This window comes from Nocardioides cremeus, assembly GCF_030518195.1.
GTDB lineage: Bacteria > Actinomycetota > Actinomycetes > Propionibacteriales > Nocardioidaceae > Nocardioides > Nocardioides cremeus.
In genome coordinates this window covers 1-21,623 of record NZ_JAULSC010000032.1, presented here as the reverse complement: position 1 = coordinate 21,623, position 21,623 = coordinate 1, and the positions used below count along the sequence as shown (strand labels likewise).

The following is a 21,623-nucleotide window of genomic DNA, read 5'->3' as shown; positions in this document are numbered from 1 at the left end:
CCCGGTCACCGGCTACACCATCACCAGCACCCCCGACGCCGTGTCGAAGACCGTCCCCGGAGACCAGACCACCGCCACCATCGGCGGTCTGACCAACGGCACCGCCTACACCTTCACCGTGACCGCCACCAACGCCATCGGCACCTCGACGGCGAGCGACCCGTCGAACGAGGTCACCCCCGCCGGCGTCCCCGACACCGTCACCAAGCCCACCGCCACCCGCGGCGACAAGTCCGCGACCATCACCTGGACCAAGCCGTCCGGCAACGGGTCCCCGGTCACCGGCTACACCATCACCAGCACCCCCGACGCCGTGTCGAAGACCGTCCCCGGCGACCAGACCACCGCCACCATCGGCGGTCTGACCAACGGCACCGCCTACACCTTCACCGTGGTCGCCACCAACGCCGTAGGCACCAGCGCGGCCTCGGAGAAGTCCAACGAGGTCACCCCCGCCGGCGTCCCCGACACCGTCACCAAGCCCACCGCCACCCGCGGCGACAAGTCCGCGACCATCACCTGGACCAAGCCGCCCGGCAACGGGTCCCCGGTCACCGGCTACACCATCACCAGCTCCCCCGGTGGAGTCTCGAAGAGCGTCGACGCCGACACCACCACCGCCACCATCGGCGGCCTGAACAACGGCACCACCTACACCTTCACCGTGGTCGCCACCAACGCCATCGGCACCTCGACGGCGAGCGACCCGTCGAACGAGGTCACCCCCGCCGGCGTCCCCGACACCGTCACCAAGCCGTCCGCCACCCGCGGCGACAAGTCCGCGACCATCACCTGGACCAAGCCGCCCGGCAACGGGTCCCCGGTCACCGGCTACACCATCACCGCAGCTCCCGGCGGCGCCACCAAGACCGTGCCCGCCGACACCACCAGCACCACCATCGGCGGCCTGAACAACGGCACCACCTACACCTTCACCGTGGTTGCCACCAACGCCATCGGCGACAGCCCGGCCTCGGAGCCCTCCAACGAGGTCACGCCCGCGGCTCCTGCGACGGCCCCCTCGGCCCCCGCCAACGTGACCGCAGCCGGAGGCAACGCCTCCGCGACGGTGTCCTGGACCGCCCCCGACGAGAACAACAACTCCCCCGTCACCGGCTACACCATCACCAGCACCCCCGGTGGAGTCTCAAAGAGCGTCACCGGCGACACCACCACCGCCACCATCGACGGCCTGAACAACGGCACCACCTACACCTTCACCGTGACCGCCACCAACGCCATCGGTGTCAGCCCGGCCTCAAGCGCGTCCAATGAGGTCACGCCGGCGGCCCCGGCCACCGTCCCCGACCGCGTCGACAAGCCCCAAGCCAAGGTCAAGAACCGCAAGGTCGTCATCCGGTGGGAGCCCGTTGGCTCCAACGGCAGCGACCTCATCAGTTACACCGTCGCCAGCAATCGGGGCCACCTCAAGACCGTCCCGCCTGGCAAGACCAAGGTCGTCTTCCGCAAACTGAAGCCCGGCCGCTACAAGTTCAACGTCACCGCCACCAACAACGTCGGAGACAGCCGGTCCAGCCGGAAGGTGCGGGTACGCGTCCGGTAGTTGCAGCAGTACCTGGCCAAAAACCCTACGGCTACCGCTGCCATGCCAACACCGGCGTGCCGTTCCCCAGCGACGGCTGACCGGGAGCCGCGGCGCCGGCGCCGCTCACGTCGCCGGGTCGGCCAGCCACGACTCGAAGGTCACCGTCCCGAGGCGGGCGGTGTCGCCGGGGAGCAGCCCGCCCGAGGCCATGGCCCGGCCGACGGCTCCCGGCAGTCGGACACCGAGCACCGGTCGACGTCGGCCCGAGGCGCGCACGACGCGCCGGGCGAGGTCGACGAGCTGGTGCTCCTCCGGGCCGGCCAGCTCGGGCCCCAGTCCCTGTGGCTCTCCCACGGCGATCCTCACGAGCTCCGCGGCCACCTCGGCCGCGGCGACAGGCCGGATCCGCTGCCGGGGCAGCACCGCGACCGGTCCGGGGACCCTCGCCAGCAGCTGGCCCGCGAACTCGTGGAACTGGGTCGCCCGCAGGACGGTCGCGGGCACGGCTCCCGACAGCGCAATCCGTTCCTGGCGCAGCTTGGCCTCGTAGTAGCCGAGGCCGACGCGATCGACGCCGACGATCGACAGCACGACCAGGTGCCGGACGCCGGCCCTGCGGCTCGAGTCGACCAGGCGCCCCGTCGCAGCCTCGAAGAAGCCGACAGCGCTGCTGCGTCGCATCGTGACGACGTTGCTGACGTCGATGGCGGCCTCGGCTCCTGCCATCGCCTCGTCCAGCCCCGTCCCCGTCAGGAGGTCGACCCCCCGACCCCGCGCCAGCACCACGGGCGTGTGCCCGAGAGCCGACAGCTCCTCGACGACGTACCGCCCGACGACGCCCGTTCCCCCAGCGACGACGACCCTCATGATCTGCCCTCCCAGCGTGGTGGCGGCGGCCCGCCAGGACGAGCAGCAGACTAGCCGCGGCCTGCCGCCCGCCCGGCCACAGCCTCGCCGGACGCCGCGCTGCCGCCACCCCTGCGGGTGGGCTTGCGTGGGAGGGACGAGGGGCACGGTGCCCGACGACCGTTCCCGACGACGCGCAAGGAGCACCTGATGGCCCGCGACACCCTGTCCCGCTCGATGCACGACCTCGGCCTGGCCGCCTGGTTCGGCGGCACCCTCGCCAACGCCGTGGCGCTCAACGCCGCCGCCGGCGAGGCATCCGACAGCCGCGACACCGGCGCCGTCGCCAACAAGGGCTGGGACCGGTGGACGCCGGTCAACGCCGGCGCCATCGGCCTGCACCTGGTCGGCAGCATCGGCCAGCTCATCGGCAACAAGGGCCGCCTCGCCGCGCAGCAGGGCGTGCCCACGATGGCCGGCACCAAGACCGCGCTCACCGCGGCCGCCCTGGGCGCGACGGCGTACTCGCGGGTGCTGGGACGCACCGTCTCGGAGCACGACGACGTGCCCGCGGAGTCCGGCACCACCCCGCTGAACCAGACGCCCCCGCACGTCGCGCAGGCCCAGCGCCGCCTGGCCGCCCTGCAGTGGGTGGTCCCGGCGCTGACCGGCGCCGTCGTCCTGGTCAGCGCGTACGCCGGAGAGCAGCAGCGCGCCAGCGAGCAGCGCCACGGGCTGCGCAAGCGCGTCCTCGGCTGAGCGGACCCAGCGGACCGCTCGTCGCTCGTGGGCCCACTTGTCACGCCGGGTGACAATGGGCCCATGAGCGACATGCCGCGCAAGGCGTTCGGGCGCACCGCACGTCTGGCGGCACTCCCGCTGGGCTACGCCGGGCGCAACGCGATCGGGTTCGGCAAGCGGCTGGGCGGTCGCCCCGCCGAGGCGGTGCTGAGCGAGATCCAGATGCGCACCGCCGAGCAGCTGTTCCGCACCCTGGGCGAGCTCAAGGGCGGGGCGATGAAGTTCGGCCAGGCCCTGTCGGTGCTCGAGTCGGCGCTGCCCGACGAGCTGGCCGCCCCCTACCGCGAGCAGCTGACCAAGCTGCAGGACGCCGCGCCCCCGATGCCGACCCAGACCGTGCGCGAGACGCTCGCGCGCGACCTCGGCCCCGACTGGCAGGACCAGCTGGTCTGGCTCGACGGCGGCCCGACCGCGGCCGCCTCCATCGGGCAGGTGCACAAGGGCCGCTGGCACGACGGCCGCGAGGTCGCGGTCAAGGTGCAGTACCCCCGCGCCGGCGAGGCGCTGCGCTCCGACCTGCGCCAGCTCGCCCGCGTCGCGCGCAGCCTCGGACCGCTGGTCCCCGGCCTCGACGTCAAGCCGCTGGTCGTCGAGATGCAGGCGCGGATGGAGGAGGAGCTCGACTACGACCTCGAGGCCTCCGCCCAGCGCACCTTCGCGACGGCGTACGCCGGTGACCCCGACATCGTGGTGCCCGACGTGGTGGCCCACGGCCCGGCGACGCTGGTGACCGAGTGGCTCGACTCGACCTCGTCGCTGGCCAAGGTGATCGCGGAGGGCTCCCAGGAGGACCGCGACCGCTTCGGCGACCTGTTCACCCGCTTCCTGCTCGGCGCCCCCGGCCTGACCGGGATGCTGCACGCCGACCCGCACCCCGGCAACTTCCGCGTCGTGCCGGGCATCGACGGCGGACCACCCCGCATGGGCGTGCTCGACTACGGCGCGGTCGCGCGACTGCCCGACGGGCTGCCGACCGCGATGGGCACCCTGATCCGGATCGCCAGCATCGAGGACGACGCCACCCTGCTCGAGGGGCTGCGCGAGGAGGGCTTCGTCAAGCCGGGGGTGAGCATCGGCTCGCGCGAGCTGCTCGACTACCTCGCGCCGTTCGTCGAGCCGGCGCGCACCGAGCGCTTCCAGTTCACGCGGGCCTGGATGCAGGAGCAGTTCCAGCGCATCAACGACCCGAGGAACCCGTCGTTCACGGTGGCGATGAAGATCAACCTGCCGCCGTCGTACCTGCTCATCCACCGCACCTGGCTCGGCGCGGTCGGCATCCTCTCCCAGCTCGAGGCCGACGTCGCCTTCGGCGAGATCCTGCGCGAGCTGCTGCCGGGCTTCGCCGAGCCGGTCTAGGGCTGCTGCGGGGCGACGGCGTCGAGCAGGGCCTCCAGGGCGGGCTCGGCCTGGTCGCCGTCGAAGATGTTCTGGGCGTGGTCGGAACCGGGGAGCAGCAGCACCTCGTTGTCGCCCGGCGCGGTCTCGGCCAGCTCGGTGGAGACGTCGGCGACGCTCTCGTCCTCGCTGGCGATGAACAGCTTGGGCTGGTCGCCGAGGCCCTCGACGGTGCTGTTGGCCGAGAGCATCACGACCCGGTCGACGAGGTCGGGCTGCTCGCTCAGCAGGCGCAGGGCGGCGTCGGCGCCGGCGCTGCCGCCGACCAGGGCGACGCTCTCGGCCCCGTCCTGGCGCAGCCGCTCCACGGCTGCCGTCATCGCCTCCGCCGTCAGGTCCTCCACCGCGATGACGCTGTTGCCCTGGTCGGCCATCGCCTCCGCCTGGTCCTGCCAGCTCGCGGCGTCGAAGGCCGCACCGTGGGCGAGCACGACGCCGTACGAGCCGTCACCCCAGCGCAGCGCGTCGCCGTCGTCGACCAGCGAGATCCGCGACGACTCCCCGCCGGTGGACTCGCCGGTGGACGGTGCGGGCTCGTCCGAGCCGCACGCGAGGAGCGCAGCCAGGAGCATGGCGAGCACTGCGGCAAGGAGGAGGGGGCGGCGGGGACGCGAGATCACGGACGGCACCTGGCCACCGTAGGTCGTGGGCCATGACAGGTCACCGGGCACAGGGCCCCTGGCGCCGGCGGCCGCGGACTTGTCAGGGAGCTCCTGCGCTTGATGGGTGATGCAACCCCCGACAAGCGCAGGAGTCCCCGGCCGGCCGGGGACTCCTGCAGGCCGGCCGCTCAGAGGCCGGTGGTGCCGTCGATGGACTCGCGGATCAGGTCGGCGTGGCCCGCGTGCCGGGCGTACTCCTCGACCATGTGCAGGAGGATCCAGCGCAGGCTGGGAGCCTCGCCGTGCCGGTCGACGACGGCGAGGGTGTCGAGGCCGCCGGCGGCCAGGGCCCGGTCGACCGCCTCGTCGGCGGCGCGCACCGCGGTCTCGTGCAGCGCGAGCAGCTCGTCGGCGCTCTGCCCGGCGGCGCGGTGCCAGTCCTGGTCGGGGTCGGTCGCCCAGTCGATGCTGCGCCACGGCTCGGCCGGCTGGTCGCCGTGCAGCACGTGGCGGCACCAGTAGTCCTCGACGAAGGCCAGGTGCGAGACCATCCCGCCGAGCGTCATCGGGCTGGGTGCCAGCGTCCTGTCGAGCTGCTCGGCGTCGAGGTCCTCGACCTGGCGGCGCAGGGTCGCCCGGAAGTAGGCCAGGAAGGAGCGCACCGCGCTCACCTCGTCGGCGACGAAGGGGATGTCCGGCAACGGTGTCCGGCTCATGCGGGCACGTCGTCGTCGGGCGGGTCGCCCGCGATGCAGTAGCGCAGCCCGCCGGGGTCGGCCATCACCGTCCAGTGGTCGTGGCTGGTCACCACCCGCGCCCCGAGCGCGACGTGGCGCGCGAGCTCGGCGCCCACGTCGTCGGTGGTCAGGTCGAGGTGCACCGACACCTCGGGCACGTCGTCGTCGAGGCGCTGCAGCAGCACCTGCAACGGCTGCCCCGCCGGCACCTCGAGCAGGTGGAACTCCTCGTACGCCGTGCGGCGCAGCCGCCAGCCGGTCAGGTCGCGCCAGAACGCCAGCTCGGCCTCCAGCAACGGTGCCGGCACGTCGATCGAGAGCTGGTCGACCTGCGAGTGGTGGCCGGTCGGCCAGGTGGTGGGCCGGCTGCGCGTGCTCGCGGGGTGGCCCACGAAGCAGAAAGCCAGCCCGCCGGGCGAGCGCAGCACCACGTAGCCCTGCTCGGCCGCGCCGACCACCTGGGCCCCGAGCCGCTGGGCGTGCTCGGCGGCCGCCGCCTGGTCGGCGACGTGCAGGTCGAGGTGGACCCGCGAGGGTCCCTCGTCGCGGCGCTGGACGCGCAGGTGGTCGTCACCGTCGGGCGGGACCAGCGTCGTGAACTCGGCCCGCTCGCCGCGCACCGTCGAGAGCGTGGTGCCGGTGACCTGGGCCCAGAACGCGGTGCCGCGCTCGAGCTCGTCGGCCGCGAGGTCGAGGAAGGCGCTGATCCACAGCGGGCTCGACGCGGGCAGCTCGGCCCTCATGCCGGCCCGCCGCCGGCGGGTCGGTGCAGCACCGCACCGGTGGGGCGCACCCGCAGCCCGTCGCCGCTGACCTCCGCGGTGCCGTCGACGATCAGGGAGAAGTCCTCGGCCTGCAGCGGCGGGAACAGCAGCGTCACCGCCTCGTTCGCCGCGGCGTTGGCCAGCGACCCCCGGCCCGGCGAGCCCAGCAGGAGCACGTCGTCGTCGAGCACCGGACGCACCGAGACCACCTTGACCCGCGCCGGCACCCCCGACGGGTCGGTCGTCAGCAGGAAGCCGGCGCCGAACCGCGCCAACGTCTCGCCCAGCTCGGCCACCGCCACGGGGATGCTCATGCACCCCACCCTAGGGCTCGCCGGGCCGCGCTCAGCCGATCCAGCGCTCGCCCAGCACGACCGGCTCGCCCGCTCCCCCGGTCACCTCGGCCAGCACCGCCCGGGTCGCCTCCTCGTCAGCAGGGGCGACGCCCAGCACCAGGTGCACGCTCGCGCCCCACCGAGCGTCGAGCACGTCCACCCCGCGCGCCCGCAGCTCGCCCTCGACCCGGCCAGCCTCGGCGTGGTCGACCTCGAGGTCGAGCTCGCGCAGCAGGCGTCGCTCACGCGTGCCGGCCACCTCGAGCGCGGCGCGCACCGCGTCGCTGTACGCCCGCACCAGCCCGCCGGCGCCCAGCAGCGTGCCGCCGAACCAGCGGGTCACGACCACGACGGTGTCGCTGAGGCCGGCCCCGCGCAGCACCTCGAGCATCGGCGCGCCGGCCGTGCCCGCGGGCTCGCCGTCGTCGGAGGAGCGCTGCACCGGCACCGGAGGCGGCCCCACCACCATCGCCGAGCAGTGGTGCCGGGCGTCCCAGTGCTGCTTGCGCAGCCGCTCGACCACCGCGCGCGCCTCGTCCTCGCTGGCCACCCGCGCCGCGGTGGCCAGGAACCGGGAGCGCTTGACCTCGATCTCCGCCTCGGCGTCCCGCGCCACCACCAGGTACGACGCGTGGTCACTCACCACAGCCCCGTCACGTCGCCGCCGATCTTGACCACGAAGGCCCCCACGACGCCGATGAAGAAGACCCGCACGAACCGCGACCCCTTGGCCACGGCGGTGCGGGCACCGACGTACCCGCCGACAAGGTTGGCCAGGCCCATCAGCAGCCCGACCTTCCACAGCACCGCGCCCTGCGGGATGAAGACGACCAGGGCGGCGAGGTTGGTGGCCCAGTTGGCCATCTTCGACTTCGCCGAGGCCTCGAGGAAGCCGTAGCCGAGCAGCCCGACCAGCGCGAAGACGAAGAAGGAGCCGGTGCCGGGGCCCAGCGCCCCGTCGTAGAAGCCGATCGCGAAGCCGGTGCCCATCGTCGCGCCGGTGTGGCGGCGCCCGGCGAAGCGCAGCGCGGTGACCTGGCCGAGGCTGGGCCTGAACAGCACGTAGGAGCCCACCAGCAGCAGCACCACCAGCACGATCGGCTCGAACGCCTCGCGCGGGATCAGGCTCGCCACCGCGGCGCCACCGGCGGAGCCGAGGAACGCGGTGAGCATCAACGGCCCGAACGTGCGCGGGTCGGGCCGCACCCGCCGGTAGAACGTCACGCTGCTGACGCTGGTGCCGCAGATCGAGCCGAGCTTGTTGGTGGCCAGGATCTGCACCGGGCTGGCGCCCGGCAGCCCCACCAGCAGCGCCGGCAGCTGGATCAGCCCGCCGCCGCCGACGATAGCGTCGACGAAGCCGGCGACGAGGGCGGCGAGCCCCAGCAGGAGCAGCACGGTCAGGGTCGGGTCCTCCACACCGTGACCCTAGATGTGGCGCCCGGGGCCACGTCCTACCGTGTCCCCATGCGGCCACAGCGGATCGTCTCCCTCCTGCCCTCGACCACCGAGATCCTCTTCGGCCTCGGCGCCGGCGACGACGTGGTCGGGGTGACCTTCGAGTGCGACCACCCCGCCGAGGCCCGCTCCCGGCGCATCGTGTCGTCCACGACCATGCCCGAGGGCCTGGACCCCGCCGAGATCGACGCGTACGTCGCTCGCGCGGCCGCCGCCGGCGAGGACCTCTACCGCCTCGACGCGGGCGCCCTGGCCGACCTCGACCCCGAGCTGGTGCTCACCCAGGACCTGTGCGCGGTGTGCGCGATCGACGTCGGCTCCGTCGACGAGGCGCTCGACCACCTGGGCTGCCGGGCCGAGGTGCTCTCCTTCGACCCGCACACCCTCGCCGAGATCCGCGACAGCGTGCTGCACATCGGTGCGGCGGTGGGCCGGCCCGACGAGGCCGGCCGGCTGGCCGCGCCGCTCGAGGCCCTCGTCGAGCAGGCGGCGACCCCGCCGACCGGTGCCCACCGACCGCGCGTCGTGGTGCTGGAGTGGACCGACCCGCCGTACGCCCCGGGGCACTGGATCCCCGAGATGGTCGAGGCGGCCGGGGGCGAGTGCGTGCTCGGCACCGCCGGGGCGAAGTCGGTGCGGGTGACCTGGGACGACGTGCACGCCGCACGCCCCGACCTGGTCGTCGTCGCGCCCTGCGGCTACGACCGCGCGGCCGCGCAGGAGCAGGCCGACCGGCTGGTCGACTCCGGGCTGCTGCCGACCGGCGTGCCGGTGCACGCCGTCGACGCCAACGGCCACTGGGCCCGGCCCGGGCCCCGCGTCGTCGACGGGGTCGCCGACCTGCGCTCGGCCCTGCAGGCGCACGGGCTCCTCGGCTGAGCAGCCCATCGCGGGGCCGGGTCGGCTACTGCAGCCCGCGGATCGCCCGGGCCGGGAGCAGCCGCCCGGCGATCACGGCGACCATGTCGACGGTCTGCCGGGTCTCGACCACCTCGTGCACCCGGTAGATCCGGGCCCCGGCCAGCGCGCAGACCGCGGTGGCGGCCAGGGTGCCGGTGAGGCGCTCGCCCACCGGCAGGTCGAGCGACTCGCCCACGAAGTCCTTGTTGCTCAGCGAGACCAGCACCGGGCGGCCGGTGGCCACCATCTCCCCCAGGCGCCGGGTCAGCTCGAGGGAGTGGAAGGTGTTCTTGCCGAAGTCGTGCGCCGGGTCGATGACCACGCTGCGCGGGTCGACGCCGGCCGCGACCGCCCGGTCGGCGTAGGCCATCGTGTCGGCGATCGCCGCGGCCACCACGTCGTCGTACTCGACGCGGTAGGGGCGGGTGCGCGGGGTGGCGCCACCGGTGTGGGTGCAGATGAGCGCGGCGTCGTGGGCGGCGGCGACGTCGACCAGCTCGGGGTCGGCCCCACCCCAGGCGTCGTTGAGCACGTCGGCACCGGCCCGGCACACCGCGTCGCCCACCTCGGCGCGCCAGGTGTCGACCGAGATCACCAGGTCGGGGAAGGTTCCGCGGACCCGGGCGACGAAGTCGACGACCCGGCTCTTCTCCTCGGCCGCGTCGATCTCGACCCCGGGCGCGGCCTTGATGCCCCCGATGTCGACGATCTCGGCGCCCTGCGCCACGACCGTGGCGACCCGCTCGAAGGCCTTGTCCTCCGCCCACGTCGCGCCCTTGTCGTAGAACGAGTCGGGGGTGCGGTTGACGATCGCCATCATCAGCGTCCGGTCGTCGGCGAAGCTGTGGCGGCCGAGCTCGAGGGTCACACCAGGTGTCTAGCAGACGTCGCCTGACGCGCGGCCCGCTCCGGGCGTCGGTGCCGGCGGGTAGAACCGAGCCGTGCTGCCCACCGACCCCGACGCGCCCGAGCCGTACCCCGACGAGTGCGTGGCCTGCTACCTGCGCCGGGTCGTGGGCGAGCACGGGTGCGCGCACACCCTGGGCTGGGCCGAGCGCTTCCGCGACCTGCGCTCACCCACCGCCCACTCGCTCGTACGCCGCCTGCTCGCGCTCGGCGGCTGCGACTGCGCCGTCGTGCGCGAGGGCCTGGGGCCGGCGCGCGAGGTGATGGTGCGCGACCTGCACACCGACGAGCTGGAGGAGCCGGAGCGCTGGCCCGGCTGTGCCGGGGTGGGGCCCACCAGCAGCCGCCCCTGCCGGCACTGGGAGCGCCGTCCCCGCGCCAGCCGCGCCTGAGCGGTCACTGGGGACAGCGGCTCAGTCGCCGACCCAGAAGCCGCGGCCGCCGAACCAGTCGCCCATCGACGCGCCGGTCCCCGTGCCACGTCCCCCCCGTCCGCCGAGGTAGGAGCCGACGACGGCGGCGCCGAGGTCGTCGAGCTCGGGCGCCACGACCCGCCCGTCGACGCGGCGCGCCATCTGCTCGATGAACCGGGCCAGGCCGGGGTCCTCGCCGAGGCGGAAGAACGTCGTCTGGGCGCCGAGGCGCATCGAGGTGTCGAGCTCGCGCACGGCGTGCGCGACGGTCAGCGGGTGCGGCGGGTAGGAGAAGAAGACCTCGCCGCCGGCCTCGAGGTGCGAGGTCGGCTCGCCGTCGGTGACGATGAGCAGCACCGGCTGGGCGTTGGGGTGCTTGCGGAAGTGCCGGTTGGCCAGCAGCAGCGCGTGGTGCAGGTTGGTGCCCTTCTCCCAGCGCGCGTCGAGGGCGGTGAGCTGCTCGATCTCCATCACCTCGGCGTGCCGCCCGAAGCCGACCAGCTGCAGCGCGTCGCCGCGGAACCTGCTGCGGATCAACGTGTGCAGCGCCAGCGCGGTGCGCTTCATCGGCACCCAGCGTCCGTCCATGGCCATCGAGAAGGACGTGTCGACCAGCAGCGCGACGGCTGCCTGGGTGCGGGCCTCGGTCTCCTGCACCTCGACGTCGTCGACCTGCAGTCGCACCCCCGTCGCCGGCGAGCCGCCCTCGCCCACGGTGCGGGTGATCGCGTTGGTGACGGTGCGGGTCACGTCCCACGGCTCGGTGTCGCCGTACGCCCAGGCCCGGGTGGCCCCCGAGCGCTCGCCGGCGGCGCCGGCGCGGTCCATGTCGCGCTGTCCCTGGCGGCCCGACATCCGCTGCGCGACGTCGCGCAGCAGCGAGCGGCCGAGCTGGCGCATCGCCTTCGGGGTCAGCCGCAGCGCGCCGTCGGAGCCGCGCTGCAGGGTGCCGGAGTCGCGCAGCGCCCGCTCGAGCTGCTGCAGCTCGCGGGCGCTGACCGAGGCGTCGCCGCCGAGCTGGCGGGCCAGCGCGTCGAGGTCGAGGTCGTCCATGCGGGCGCCGCCGTAGGACTGCGAGAGCTGCTCGGAGAGCGCGTCGAGCTCGGCGAGGTCCTGGAAGACGCCGGTGCCGTCGCCGAGCCCGACCCCCTGGGCGCCCTCGCCGCCCATCTGCTCCGAGCCCGACCAGTCCTCGCCGGGTCGCAGCGCCTGCAGGTGGGAGTCCAGGCGCGCCAGCGACTCCATCAGCTGCGGTGAGCCGAAGGCCTGCGCCGAGAGCTCCATCAGCTGCTGGCGCTGCTCGGGGCTCATCGAGGCCAGCATCCGCTGGGCCGCCGCCGCCCGGGCGGCCATCGCGTCGAGCAGCTCGTCGAGGGTCTCGGGCTGCTCGGGGAAGTGCTGGCCGTGCGCGGCCATGAACTCCTCGAAGTCCTGCTGGGTGTCCTCGCCGCGCTCGCGCTTCTCGAGCAGCTCGTTGAGGTCCGAGAGCATCGCGTCGATGGCGGCGCGGTCCTCGTCGGTGGCGTTCTCGAGGGCCTGCTTCATGCCCTGGAAGCGCTGGTCGAGCAGCTCGCGGCCCAGCAGGTCCTTGATCTGCTCGTAGGCCTCGCGTGCCTGCGTGCTCTGCCAGTCGTAGGAGCCCAGCTCGCTGACCGCGGCCGCGGGGTTGGGCGGCAGGCTGTCGAGCTGCATCTCGCGCAGCGCCCGGTCGCCGTCGTCCATGGCGACGTCGCGGGCCAGCTGCTTGCGCTCCTCGAGCACCGCGGTGTCGAGCAGCTCGCGGATCTCCTGCAGGGTGCCGTCGAGGTCGTGCTCGGCCAGCAGCTGGCGGCGGCGCTCTGCGACGCGCCTGGCCAGGTCGTCGAGGCCCTCGCGGTCGCCGGCCCCGCGGCGCAGCAGCTCGCGCAGCGCGCGCTCGGGGCTGTAGCCGGCCATCACGTCCTCGCCGATCTCGTCGAGCGCCTCGGCGAGGTCGACCGGGGGCGCGAGCGGGTCGGGGCCGCCGTCGTAGCGGCCGTAGCGCGTCGCGCGTCGCTGCGACCAGATGTCAGCCATACACGCTCTCACCGCGCCCGGAGGCCTTGCTGACCCGCCGGGCCAGGAAGAGGCCCTCGAGGGCCAGCTCGATCGCGCCGGCGCGGTGCCCGTCGGTGGTGGCCTCGAGGCGGTCGCAGATGTCGTCGTAGAGCTCCGACTCCCCCAGCACCGGCAGGCCGGCCAGGAAGTCGCGGGCGGTGACCTGCTCACCGGTGGTCACCATCTGGCCGGCCTCGAGGGCGTCGACCAGCACGCCCATGTCGAGGCCGCGCAGGTGCACGCGCACGGTCTCGGCGACCGCGGTGCGCAGCAGGTGGGTGAGGATCTCGGCCTCGCGGCCCTCCTCGCCGCTCTCGAACTCGATCTTGCCGCCGAGCACGTCGACGGCGGTCTCGAGGTCGACCACGCGGGCCACGGCGGCCTCCTCGCCCTGGGCGGTGGCCCGGTGCAGCGCGGCGGCCGCGATCGTCTCGGCGCCGGCGATCGCGAAGCGGGCCGAGACGCCCGAGCGCTGGTCGACCGAGCTCGACCCACGCAGGTGGCGGGTGAAGCGGGCCAGGATCTCGACGAGGTGGTCGGGCACGTCGACGAGGGCCGGGTCGATCGCGGCCTCCTGGCGGATCACCGCGACCTCGTCGTGCAGCTCGGTCGGGTAGTGGGTGCGGATCTCGGCGCCGAAGCGGTCCTTGAGCGGGGTGATGATGCGTCCGCGGTTGGTGTAGTCCTCGGGGTTGGCGCTGGCCACGACGAGCACGTCGAGCGGCAGCCGCAGCACGTAGCCGCGGACCTGGATGTCGCGCTCCTCCATCACGTTGAGCATCGCGACCTGGATCCGCTCGGCGAGGTCGGGCAGCTCGTTGATGGCCACGATGCCGCGGTGGCTGCGCGGCACCAGCCCGTAGTGGATGGTCTCGGGGTCCCCGAGCGAGCGGCCCTCGGCCACCTTCATCGGGTCGACGTCACCGATCAGGTCGGCCACCGAGGTGTCGGGTGTGGCCAGCTTCTCGGCGTAGCGCTCCTCGCGGGCGCGCCACTCGACCGGCAGGTCGTCGCCGAGCTCGAGGGCCCGGCGGCGCGAGGCCACGGTGATCGGCTCGTAGGGGTGCTCGCCCAGGTCGGAGCCGGCGATCACGGGGGTCCACTCGTCGAGCAGGCCCACCATCGTGCGCAGCAGCCGGGTCTTGCCCTGGCCGCGCTCGCCCAGCAGCACCACGTCGTGCCCGGCGATCAGGGCCCGCTCGAGCTGGGGCACCACGGTGTCCTCGAAGCCGTGCAGGCCGGGCCAGGGGTCGCGCCCCTCGCGCAGGTGGGCCAGCAGGTTGTCGCGCAGCTCGGTGCGCAGCGGCCGGTGCTCGTGGCCCGACGCGCGCAGCTCACCGAGCGTGGCGATCGTGGGCCGGGGGGTGGCGGGCGCGGTCTCGGCGGAGGTCACGACGACCACGCTACTGCGCCCGCCAACCCGTGCCGGCCGACCAGAGGGGCCCGACTCAGTCGCGCGCGGGCACCACCATCACGGCGCCGTGCGCGTGCTCGAGCACCGAGGTGACCACCGACGGGAAGAGCGCCTCGCCCAGCGCGTGCTGGCGGTGGTATCCCAGCACCACCAGGTCGCGGCCCTGCGACTCGGCCACCAGCACCTGGTCGGCCAGGCCGCGCACGATGCGCACCTCGACGTCCACGTCGGGGTGCTTCTCGGCCAGGCCGGCGGTCGTCTCGGCGACCAGGGCGCGCACGTCGGCGGCGTCGTCGGACTCGTCGACGACCATCGCTCCGGCGTAGGCCACCCGGGCGTCCCAGAAGCAGTGCAGCACCGTGAGGTGCTGGCCGGTCGCCGCCGCCTGCTCGTACGCCGCCGTCACGGCGCCCATCGAGCGCTCGGTGCCGTCGATGCCCACCAGGACGCCGCCGCCGCCCGCGCCGCCGGGGCGCACCACGACGACGGGTCCGAGCGCGTGGCGGGCCACGGCCGCGCTGACCGAGCCCAGCAGCAGCGAGCGGATCGGGCCGCGCCCGCGGGAGCCGAGCACGAGCAGCGAGGCGCGCTTGGAGAGCCGCAGCAGCTCACCGCGCACGTCGCCGCGGCCGACCGCGGTCTCGATGCTGAGCTCGGGGTGCAGCGAGCGCGCCTTCTCGGCGGCGACCTTGACGCGGTCGGCGCCGGCCGAGGCGAGCTCGGCGTAGAGGACGGTGTGGTTGATGCCGGTGGTGTCGAGCCACATGCTGGGCACCGGCTCCCACACCGAGACCACGGCCAGCGGCCGGTGGTGCAGCGCCGCGTGGTCGGCGGCCCAGGCCAGCGCGTCCTCGGCGTGCTCGGAGCCGTCCACGGCGACCACGACGGCGCCGGTGGAGGTGAGGTGGTCGGCGACCGAGAGGCCGCTGTCGGCCTCGGCGTCGGTGTGGCCCTGGCTGTCGGTGTTCTCGAGATCGGTGTCCATGTCCTCACCCTGGGCCCGGCCGGCCCCCGCCTCTCAGGGGCGGTGGTCGTGGGGGCCCGGGACCTTGGTCCCGAGCACCCGGGCGCCCGGCGGCCGCGCAGCACTAGGCTGCCGGGGTGCAGACGGCGACAGGGGTGATGGCCGTGCTGCTGGTGACCGTGCTGGCGCTCGCGCTGGTCGTCACGGTCGTGCTGCTGGTCCGCACCCGCCGCGAGCTCGACGTGTCGCAGCGGATGCTGGCCCAGCTCGAGTCCGACCTCGACGCCGCGCTGCGCCCCTCCCCCGCGCTCTCACCCACCGAGCGGGCGCTGCGCGCCGTGGTCGGGACCGCCTCGCGGGTACGCCGCCAGGGCGTCGCCGGCGTGCTCGGCTCCTCGCTGGAGGACCTGCAGGCCTGGGCCCTCGAGAAGCGGCCCGACATCCTGCAGGTCGCGGCGGCCGACGGCACCGTCACCCTGCTCTTCTCCGACATCGAGGGCTCCACGACGCTCAACCACCGGCTCGGCGACCGCACCTGGGTCAAGGTGCTCGAGGCGCACGACCAGGTGGTCCGCACCCACGTCGAGCGGCACCGCGGCCAGGTCGTCAAGAGCGCCGGCGACGGGTTCATGGTCGCCTTCCGCGACCCCTACTCGGCGGTGCGCGCGGCGCGCGGCATCCAGCGCGCCCTGGCCCGCACCCTCGACCCCCGGCTGCGCCTGACCCAGGTCAGGGTGCGCATCGGGGTGCACTGCGGGCCGGTGATCTCGCGCGACGGGGACTACTTCGGGCGCAACGTGGCCCTGGCCGCTCGCGTCGCCGACCTCGCCGACGGCGGCGAGGTGCTGGTGACCGACGCCGTGCGCGCCCAGGTCGAGGGCACCGACGAGCGGCGGATGCGGTTCGAGGAGGCCGGCGAGGTCGAGCTGAAGGGCCTGCCCGGCGAGCACACCCTGTGGAGGTTGGTGGTGGAGACATGAGCGACGAGCAGCACGCCCTGGGCGCCGTCGGGGCCCGCCCGTGCCCGTGCGGCACCGGCGCGGCGTACGACGCCTGCTGCGGGCCGCTGCACCGGGGAGCCCGGCGCGCGGAGACGGCGGTCGAGCTGATGCGCAGCCGCTACAGCGCGTTCGCGCTGGGCCACCTCGACCACCTCTTCCGCACCTGGCACCCGCGCACCCGCCCGGCCGGGCTGCTCGAGGACGGGCTCGACCCGGCACGGGAGTGGACCGGGCTGGAGGTGCTCGACCACGGGGAGGACTGGGTCGAGTTCGCCGCCCACCACCGCGAGACCTCCCCGTCGGGCGTCGTGCGCACCGGCACCATGCGCGAGCGCAGCCGCTTCGAGCGACGGGCGGGGCACTGGGTCTACGTCGAGGGCACTTTCGGCGGATGACCTCGGGACCAAGGACCCTGTAGGGCCCTCGGGGGCGGCGTGACGATGGACGGCGTCCTGGTCCCCGTCCATCGTGAGGTCACCGTGCTGGAGTCAGCCGAGCTGTCGGAGAGCGAGTGCGAGGCCCTGCTGCGCGCCGGGATCGTGGGCAGGGTCGCGGTCTCGACCCCCGACGGCCCCCACATCGTGCCGGTCAACTACGCCGTGGTCGACAGCCGCGTCGTGGTGCGCACGACGCCGTACTCGGTGCTGGGCAGCAACGCCCGCGGCTCCGTGCTGGCCTTCGAGGTCGACGGCTTCGACCACGAGCGGCAGCGCGGTTGGAGCGTGGTGGCGCGCGGGCGCAGCGAGGTGCTGGGCGACGCCGAGGACCTCGAGCAGGTCCGCCGGGTGTGGGAGCCGCGACCGTGGGCGTCGGGCACGCGGTCGCTGTACGTCGCCATCGCCTGGACCTCGATCTCGGGGCGCCGCCTGGGCAGCGGCTGGGACCCGATGAGCACGCTGCCCACCCGCCGCCTCGTGTGAGCCTGCCGCCCCGGGTCGCGACCTGTGACAATGGCGCCATGCCCGACCCGTCGTCGCAGCGCCACCCCGAGCTCACCGGCTCGGCGCAGGCGCTGCTCGACGCCGTGGTGGCGGTCTCCTCCGACCTCGACCTGCCCAGCGTGCTGAGCCGCATCGTCGAGTCGGCCCGCGAGCTCACCGGAGCCCGCTTCGGCGCCCTGGGGGTGGTGGGCCCCGACGGTGACCTCAGCGAGTTCATCACCTCGGGGCTCGACCCGCACCAGCGCGAGCAGATCGGCGCCCCACCGCGGGGGCGCGGCATCCTGCGCCTGCTCATCGAGCATCCCGAGCCGCTGCGGATGCCCGACCTGGGCCAGCACCCCTCGTCGTACGGCTTCCCGCCCAACCACCCGCCGATGCGCTCGTTCCTGGGCGTCCCGGTGCGGATCCGCGGCACCGTCTTCGGCAACCTCTACCTGACCGAGAAGCAGGGCGCCGACCAGTTCAGCGACGCCGACACCGTGCTCGTCGAGGCGCTCGCCTCGGCGGCGGGATTCGTCATCGACAACGCCCGCGCCTACGGGCTCAGCGAGCGGCGACGCGAGTGGCTGCAGGCCAGCGCCGAGCTCAGCGACGCCCTGCAGCCCCCGGTCGCTCGCGACGCCGCCCTCGAGCAGATCGCCTGGTCGGCGGCCTCGATGGCGCGCGCCGACGCCGCCGCGGTCGTGAGCCTGTCGGTGCCGGCCAGGGAGGCGGCCCAGGCGGCCTCGCTCGCCGACCCCCGCGAGGACGAGCGTGGCCAGGACGCCCAGGGCGCCCACGACGCCCGGGGCGTCCTGCGCGGCCTCGTCGAGGACGCCCTCGTCGCCCTCGCCGACGGCGTCGAGCCCGTGGAGGGCGACGTCGGTGGCTACCGGGCGCTGGTGCTGCCGCTGCGTGCCCACCTGGCCGAGCGGACCGCGCTGGTGCTGCTCTTCGAGGGGGCCGGCCCGCTCGAGAGCGAGGAGCGCGAGCTGATGATCTCGTTCGCCGACCAGGCCGCCCTGGCGCTCGACCGGGCGCAGGCGCTCGAGGAGCGGGCCGAGCTGGCGGTGATCTCCGACCGCGAGCGGATCGCGCGCGACCTGCACGACGTGGTGATCCAGCGGCTCTTCGCCACCGGCCTGCAGCTGCAGGGCGCCCAAATGCTGGCCGGTCCCGACCTAGCCGGGCGGCTCGACAAGGCGGTGGGCGACCTCGACCTGACGATCCGCGACATCCGCGGCTCGATCTTCGAGCTGCAGCACCGCGAGCGGGCCTCGCTGCGCTCCGAGGTGCGCACGCTGGTGCGCGAGTACGTCCCGGCCCTCGGCTTCACCCCCGTCGTGCGCACCGCCGGCCCGCTCGACACCGCGGTGCCGGGCAACGTGCGCGAGCAGCTGGTGCCGGTGCTGCGTGAGGCGCTGTCGAACGTCTCGCGCCACGCCCTGGCCGAGCAGGCCGAGATCGACCTCAGCCTCGGTGACCGGGCGCTGGTGCTGCGCGTCGACGACGACGGGGTCGGGGTGCCCGACCAGCTCGCCGAGAGCGGCCTGCGCAACGCCCGGCGCCGCGCCGCGGCGCTCGGTGGTCGCTGCGAGGTCACGCGCCGCGAGCCGCACGGCACGTCCTTCGTGTGGAGCGTCCCGGTCGGTTGAGCGGCCGGCCGGGCCGCGCAGGCTCGGGACCAAGGACCCGGACCTCGGGACGCCCGGCCCCTGCGCTGCGTGGTCCCGAGACCCCAGGGTGGGCGGGGGTCCACCGAGGGACCACCGACGACAGGAGACACCACATGAGCACGATCCAGCACGGTCACCCGCAGCCCGACGCTCCCCGACTCGCGCAGACGACGCCGGGGGCAGCGCCCCCGGCCCCCGGCGCGGCGCGCGCCCTGGCGCTGCTGAGGATCGGCTTCGGCGTGACCTTCCTGTGGGCCTTCCTCGACAAGCTGCTGGCCCTCGGCTTCGCCACCGGACGTGGTCCCGAGGGGCAGGTCGACCGCTTCGGCGACGCCGCCTGGGTCAACGGCGGCAGTCCCACGGAGGGGTTCTTGACCTTCGGTGCCGACGGCCCCCTCGCCGACTTCTACCAGGGCATCGCCGGCGCGGTCTGGGCCGACGTCCTGTTCATGCTCGGGCTGCTGGGCATCGGTGTCGCGCTCACCCTGGGCGTCGGGATGCGCGTGGCGGCCGCGAGCGGCGCGCTGCTCTACGTGCTGATGTGGAGCGTCGCACTGCCCCCGGCCAACAACCCCGTGCTCGACGACCACCTCCTGGGTGGGCTGACGCTGGTGGTGCTGGCGGCGTTCCACGCCGGCGACACCTGGGGGCTCGGCCGCCGCTGGCGCGAGGTGCTCCTGGTGCGCCGGCTGCCCGTGCTGCGCTGATCGCCGGCCCGGCCCGTCACCACTCCCGTCACCACCTCAGGCCCAGCGCCTGCGCCTCCTCCCGCAGCTCCTCGCGCACCCGTGGGTGGGCGGTGTGCTCGACCAGCTGCCTGGCCTGCTCCTGCTGGGTGTGGCCGAAGACCTCGGCCACACCCTGCTCGGTGACCACCGCGCTCATCTGGAACGACGTCACCGGCTCGTCGACCATGGCCACCACCGTCGAGCAGTCGGCCTTCGGGTGCCAGGAGCGCAGCGCGATCACCGCCTGGCCGCCAGGGCTGTGCATGGCCCCGACGATGAAGTCGGTCTGGCCCCCGAACCCCGAGTGGATCCGTGCACCGATCCTCGAGGCGTTCGCCTGGCCGAAGAGGTCGACCTGCAGCGCCGTGTTGACACTGGTCATCGCGGGGTTGCGGGCGATCCGGCCGGGGTCGTTGGTGACCTCGGTGCGCGCCATCCGCACCCGTTCGTTGCCGTCCACCCACGCCAGGAGCTCCTCGGAACCGAAGAGGAAGGACGCGGTGATCGGCACCGAGCGCTCGAGCGCGCCGGCCCGCTCGAGCCGCAGCACCGAGTCGGAGAACATCTCGCTCCACACCCGCAGGCCGCGACGTCCGACCAGGCCGCTGACCGTCGCGTCGGGGACGGCCCCGATGCCGGTCTGCAGCGTGGCCCCGTCGGGGACCCGGGCGGCCACCAGCTCGCCGATGCGCGCCGCCTCGGGACCGATCGGCGCCTCGGGCGCCGTCCGCGGCGCCTCGTCCGCCTCGACGACGACGTCGACGAGGTCGAGGTCGATCTCGGAGTCGCCGAAGGTCCACGGCACGTGCCGGGAGACCTGTGCGACCACCACCCCGCCGCGGCGACGCACCTGCTCGACCGCAGCCGGCAGCACGTTGACCTCGGCGCCCATCGACACCCGGCCGTGCCGCGGGCGGGTCGTGTGCAGCACGACGGCGTCGGGCGGCATCCTCGAGGCGAACAGCGTGGGCACCATGGAGAGCCGCGAGGGCACGTAGGACAACCGTGGGCTGCGTCGCATCCCAGGACCCACGAAGGAGGTCTCCAGGACGACTCCGTCACGATCCGGCAGACCACGCTGGGCGTTGAGCATCCACAGCCGGTAGGCGGGCAGCAGCGCATCGAGAAGGCCCAGGGTGTGCCAGGGCGTCGCGTGGTTGCCGGCGACCACGACACGCGGTTCGTGCGGCAGCCTGCGCAGGGCCGCGGCCAGGGTGGTGCGGGGCACCCGGTCAGGCCCGGCCGTCGGGGCCCAGCAGCCGACTGGCCAGCACCGCGGCCTGGGTGCGCCGCTCGAGACCCAGCTTGGCCAGGATGGCCGAGACATAGTTCTTGATGGTCTTCTCCGCCAGGAACATCCGCTCCCCGATCTGGCGGTTGGTCAGCCCCTCGGCGATCAGGGCGAGCAGCTCCATCTCCCGCTCGGTGAGGCTCTCCAGCTCAGGGGCGGTCGTGGGCCCGTTGCGCACCCGCTCCAGCACCCGGGCCGTGAGGGCGGGGTCGATCAGCGACATGCCCCCGGCCACCTGGCGCACCGCGTTGACGAGGTTGAGCCCGGTGACCTCCTTGAGCACATAGCCGGAGGCGCCCGCCATGATCGCGGCGAAGAGCGCCTCGTCGTCGTCGTACGACGTCAGGATCAGCGCCCGGATCGAGTCGTCGACCGCCCGGACCGCTCGGCACACCTCGATCCCGGAGCCGTCGGGAAGACGGGCGTCGAGCACCGCGACGTCGGGCCGCAGCGCGGGGATGCGGGCGGTGGCCTCCTCGGCCAGCCCCGACTCCCCCACCACCTCGATGTCGCCTGCTCCCTCGAGCAGCGCGCGCAGGCCCTGCCGCACGACCTCGTGGTCGTCGAGCAGGTAGACGCGGATCGTGCTCTCGGACTGGGGATCGGACGTCATGGCGTGGCGGCTCCCACCTGGGTCGGGGGGACCATCATGGCAGGCCGCCGCCGATGGAGCATGCTTACGAATCCTGTGGACGAACGATCTGGAAATGACAGCAGCCCCACCGCGGTGCGGTGGGGCTGCTGCGAAGAATTGTCCGGCGGCGTCCTACTCTCCCACAACCTCTCGGTTGCAGTACCATCGGCGCTGAAAGGCTTAACTTCCGGGTTCGGGATGGGACCGGGTGTTTCC

General features: G+C 74.0%; 23 protein-coding genes and 1 rRNA gene. 10 read left to right on the top strand and 14 right to left on the bottom strand.

Features of this window, described 5'->3' with window-relative positions; genetic code table 11:
• The coding region (locus QWJ41_RS19610) for a fibronectin type III domain-containing protein (RefSeq protein WP_302710144.1) at positions 1 to 1,564 on the top strand (1,564 nt) is incomplete at its 5' end.
• Between the two features lie 105 nt (positions 1,565 to 1,669).
• On the opposite strand, the gene QWJ41_RS19605 is transcribed toward QWJ41_RS19610, so the two are convergent.
• Positions 1,670 to 2,413, bottom strand: a complete 744-nt coding sequence (locus QWJ41_RS19605) for an SDR family oxidoreductase (protein ID WP_302710143.1) — start codon at positions 2,411 to 2,413, stop codon at positions 1,670 to 1,672.
• Positions 2,414 to 2,602: 189 nt separating this feature from the next.
• Between QWJ41_RS19605 and QWJ41_RS19600 the strand changes: the two genes are divergently transcribed.
• Both QWJ41_RS19600 and QWJ41_RS19595 read left to right on the top strand, forming a co-directional pair.
• Complete coding sequence (locus tag QWJ41_RS19600; protein WP_302710142.1) at positions 2,603 to 3,151, top strand: hypothetical protein; 549 nt, start codon at positions 2,603 to 2,605, stop codon at positions 3,149 to 3,151.
• Positions 3,152 to 3,214: 63 nt separating this feature from the next.
• A complete protein-coding gene (locus QWJ41_RS19595) occupies positions 3,215 to 4,549 on the top strand; it encodes an ABC1 kinase family protein (protein ID WP_302710141.1) in 1,335 nt (444 codons plus the stop codon).
• Here the strand turns inward: QWJ41_RS19595 and QWJ41_RS19590 are convergent.
• The 6 genes from QWJ41_RS19590 to QWJ41_RS19565 form a co-directional block, all read right to left on the bottom strand.
• Positions 4,546 to 5,208: an alpha/beta fold hydrolase gene (locus QWJ41_RS19590; protein WP_302710139.1), complete on the bottom strand. Its 663-nt coding sequence runs from the start codon at positions 5,206 to 5,208 to the stop codon at positions 4,546 to 4,548. The genes QWJ41_RS19595 and QWJ41_RS19590 overlap by 4 nt on opposite strands.
• Positions 5,209 to 5,378: 170 nt before the next feature.
• Positions 5,379 to 5,906: a DinB family protein gene (locus QWJ41_RS19585; protein ID WP_302710137.1), complete on the bottom strand. Its 528-nt coding sequence runs from the start codon at positions 5,904 to 5,906 to the stop codon at positions 5,379 to 5,381.
• The gene (locus QWJ41_RS19580; protein ID WP_302710135.1) at positions 5,903 to 6,670 is read right to left on the bottom strand and encodes a VOC family protein; all 768 of its coding nucleotides are present in this window, start codon (positions 6,668 to 6,670) and stop codon (positions 5,903 to 5,905) included. Before QWJ41_RS19580 ends, QWJ41_RS19585 begins: the two co-directional genes overlap by 4 nt.
• Positions 6,667 to 7,005 (bottom strand): pyridoxamine 5'-phosphate oxidase family protein, encoded by a 339-nt coding sequence (locus QWJ41_RS19575; protein ID WP_302710134.1) that lies wholly within the window; start codon positions 7,003 to 7,005, stop codon positions 6,667 to 6,669. Before QWJ41_RS19575 ends, QWJ41_RS19580 begins: the two co-directional genes overlap by 4 nt.
• A 31-nt stretch (positions 7,006 to 7,036) precedes the next feature.
• Positions 7,037 to 7,669: a YigZ family protein gene (locus QWJ41_RS19570; protein ID WP_302710133.1), complete on the bottom strand. Its 633-nt coding sequence runs from the start codon at positions 7,667 to 7,669 to the stop codon at positions 7,037 to 7,039.
• Complete coding sequence (locus tag QWJ41_RS19565) at positions 7,666 to 8,445, bottom strand: sulfite exporter TauE/SafE family protein (RefSeq protein WP_302710132.1); 780 nt, start codon at positions 8,443 to 8,445, stop codon at positions 7,666 to 7,668. The genes QWJ41_RS19570 and QWJ41_RS19565 overlap by 4 nt, the downstream gene beginning before the upstream one ends.
• 48 nt (positions 8,446 to 8,493) lie before the next feature.
• Here QWJ41_RS19565 and QWJ41_RS19560 point away from each other — a divergent pair, with 48 nt between their 5' ends.
• Positions 8,494 to 9,363 (top strand): cobalamin-binding protein, encoded by an 870-nt coding sequence (locus QWJ41_RS19560; protein ID WP_302710131.1) that lies wholly within the window; start codon positions 8,494 to 8,496, stop codon positions 9,361 to 9,363.
• 25 nt (positions 9,364 to 9,388) lie between these two features.
• Here the strand turns inward: QWJ41_RS19560 and folP are convergent, their stop codons facing one another.
• On the bottom strand, positions 9,389 to 10,252 hold the full coding sequence (gene folP / locus QWJ41_RS19555; RefSeq protein ID WP_302710129.1) for a dihydropteroate synthase: 864 nt from the start codon (positions 10,250 to 10,252) through the stop codon (positions 9,389 to 9,391).
• Between the two features lie 73 nt (positions 10,253 to 10,325).
• On the opposite strand from folP, the gene QWJ41_RS19550 reads away from it, so the two are divergent.
• Positions 10,326 to 10,682, top strand: coding sequence for a DUF2695 domain-containing protein (locus tag QWJ41_RS19550; RefSeq protein WP_302710128.1), 357 nt, complete (start codon positions 10,326 to 10,328; stop codon positions 10,680 to 10,682).
• Positions 10,683 to 10,703: 21 nt separating this feature from the next.
• On the opposite strand, the gene QWJ41_RS19545 is transcribed toward QWJ41_RS19550, so the two are convergent.
• Genes QWJ41_RS19545 through QWJ41_RS19535 form a run of 3 tightly spaced genes read right to left on the bottom strand, consistent with a single transcriptional unit; the run spans position 10,704 to position 15,178 of the window.
• Positions 10,704 to 12,758 (bottom strand): vWA domain-containing protein, encoded by a 2,055-nt coding sequence (locus QWJ41_RS19545; RefSeq protein WP_302710127.1) that lies wholly within the window; start codon positions 12,756 to 12,758, stop codon positions 10,704 to 10,706.
• Complete coding sequence (locus QWJ41_RS19540; protein WP_302710126.1) at positions 12,751 to 14,172, bottom strand: sigma 54-interacting transcriptional regulator; 1,422 nt, start codon at positions 14,170 to 14,172, stop codon at positions 12,751 to 12,753. Before QWJ41_RS19540 ends, QWJ41_RS19545 begins: the two co-directional genes overlap by 8 nt.
• A gap of 55 nt (positions 14,173 to 14,227) precedes the next feature.
• Positions 14,228 to 15,178 carry a universal stress protein gene (locus QWJ41_RS19535; protein ID WP_302710125.1) on the bottom strand — a complete coding sequence of 317 codons (951 nt, stop codon included), beginning with the start codon at positions 15,176 to 15,178 and terminating at the stop codon, positions 14,228 to 14,230.
• Positions 15,179 to 15,294: 116 nt separating this feature from the next.
• Between QWJ41_RS19535 and QWJ41_RS19530 the strand changes: the two genes are divergently transcribed.
• The 5 genes from QWJ41_RS19530 to QWJ41_RS19510 all read left to right on the top strand — a co-directional run bounded on the left by QWJ41_RS19530 (position 15,295) and on the right by QWJ41_RS19510 (position 19,461).
• Entirely contained in the window at positions 15,295 to 16,137 is an 843-nt protein-coding gene (locus tag QWJ41_RS19530) for an adenylate/guanylate cyclase domain-containing protein (protein WP_302710123.1), read from the top strand.
• Positions 16,134 to 16,553: a YchJ family protein gene (locus QWJ41_RS19525; RefSeq protein ID WP_302710122.1), complete on the top strand. Its 420-nt coding sequence runs from the start codon at positions 16,134 to 16,136 to the stop codon at positions 16,551 to 16,553. Before QWJ41_RS19530 ends, QWJ41_RS19525 begins: the two co-directional genes overlap by 4 nt.
• Before the next feature lie 45 nt (positions 16,554 to 16,598).
• The gene (locus tag QWJ41_RS19520) at positions 16,599 to 17,078 is read left to right on the top strand and encodes a pyridoxamine 5'-phosphate oxidase family protein (protein WP_302710120.1); all 480 of its coding nucleotides are present in this window, start codon (positions 16,599 to 16,601) and stop codon (positions 17,076 to 17,078) included.
• Positions 17,079 to 17,116: 38 nt separating this feature from the next.
• Complete coding sequence (locus tag QWJ41_RS19515) at positions 17,117 to 18,733, top strand: GAF domain-containing sensor histidine kinase (RefSeq protein WP_302710119.1); 1,617 nt, start codon at positions 17,117 to 17,119, stop codon at positions 18,731 to 18,733.
• Positions 18,734 to 18,867: 134 nt separating this feature from the next.
• Positions 18,868 to 19,461, top strand: a complete 594-nt coding sequence (locus tag QWJ41_RS19510; RefSeq protein ID WP_302710118.1) for a hypothetical protein — start codon at positions 18,868 to 18,870, stop codon at positions 19,459 to 19,461.
• Positions 19,462 to 19,489: 28 nt separating this feature from the next.
• On the opposite strand, the gene QWJ41_RS19505 is transcribed toward QWJ41_RS19510, so the two are convergent.
• From QWJ41_RS19505 to rrf, 3 genes are all read right to left on the bottom strand, one after another.
• Entirely contained in the window at positions 19,490 to 20,710 is a 1,221-nt protein-coding gene (locus QWJ41_RS19505) for an acetyl-CoA hydrolase/transferase family protein (RefSeq protein WP_302710116.1), read from the bottom strand.
• Positions 20,711 to 20,714: 4 nt separating this feature from the next.
• Positions 20,715 to 21,386 carry a response regulator gene (locus QWJ41_RS19500; protein WP_302710115.1) on the bottom strand — a complete coding sequence of 224 codons (672 nt, stop codon included), beginning with the start codon at positions 21,384 to 21,386 and terminating at the stop codon, positions 20,715 to 20,717.
• Between the two features lie 140 nt (positions 21,387 to 21,526).
• Positions 21,527 to 21,623, bottom strand: a 5S ribosomal RNA gene (gene rrf / locus QWJ41_RS19495); the annotation flags it as partial.

Excerpts from the sequence above, each read along its gene's own strand:
- QWJ41_RS19500 (WP_302710115.1), bottom strand. The coding sequence starts at position 21,386 with ATGACGTCCGATCCCCAGTCCGAGAGCACGATCCGCGTCTACCTGCTC.
- QWJ41_RS19520 (WP_302710120.1), top strand. The coding sequence starts at position 16,599 with ATGGACGGCGTCCTGGTCCCCGTCCATCGTGAGGTCACCGTGCTGGAG.
- QWJ41_RS19585 (WP_302710137.1), bottom strand. The coding sequence starts at position 5,906 with ATGAGCCGGACACCGTTGCCGGACATCCCCTTCGTCGCCGACGAGGTG.
- QWJ41_RS19560 (WP_302710131.1), top strand. The coding sequence starts at position 8,494 with ATGCGGCCACAGCGGATCGTCTCCCTCCTGCCCTCGACCACCGAGATC.
- QWJ41_RS19515 (WP_302710119.1), top strand. The coding sequence starts at position 17,117 with ATGCCCGACCCGTCGTCGCAGCGCCACCCCGAGCTCACCGGCTCGGCG.
- QWJ41_RS19600 (WP_302710142.1), top strand. The coding sequence starts at position 2,603 with ATGGCCCGCGACACCCTGTCCCGCTCGATGCACGACCTCGGCCTGGCC.
- QWJ41_RS19575 (WP_302710134.1), bottom strand. The coding sequence starts at position 7,005 with ATGAGCATCCCCGTGGCGGTGGCCGAGCTGGGCGAGACGTTGGCGCGG.
- QWJ41_RS19510 (WP_302710118.1), top strand. The coding sequence starts at position 18,868 with ATGAGCACGATCCAGCACGGTCACCCGCAGCCCGACGCTCCCCGACTC.
- QWJ41_RS19605 (WP_302710143.1), bottom strand. The coding sequence starts at position 2,413 with ATGAGGGTCGTCGTCGCTGGGGGAACGGGCGTCGTCGGGCGGTACGTC.
- QWJ41_RS19595 (WP_302710141.1), top strand. The coding sequence starts at position 3,215 with ATGAGCGACATGCCGCGCAAGGCGTTCGGGCGCACCGCACGTCTGGCG.
- QWJ41_RS19545 (WP_302710127.1), bottom strand. The coding sequence starts at position 12,758 with ATGGCTGACATCTGGTCGCAGCGACGCGCGACGCGCTACGGCCGCTAC.
- QWJ41_RS19580 (WP_302710135.1), bottom strand. The coding sequence starts at position 6,670 with ATGAGGGCCGAGCTGCCCGCGTCGAGCCCGCTGTGGATCAGCGCCTTC.
- QWJ41_RS19525 (WP_302710122.1), top strand. The coding sequence starts at position 16,134 with ATGAGCGACGAGCAGCACGCCCTGGGCGCCGTCGGGGCCCGCCCGTGC.
- QWJ41_RS19535 (WP_302710125.1), bottom strand. The coding sequence starts at position 15,178 with ATGGACACCGATCTCGAGAACACCGACAGCCAGGGCCACACCGACGCC.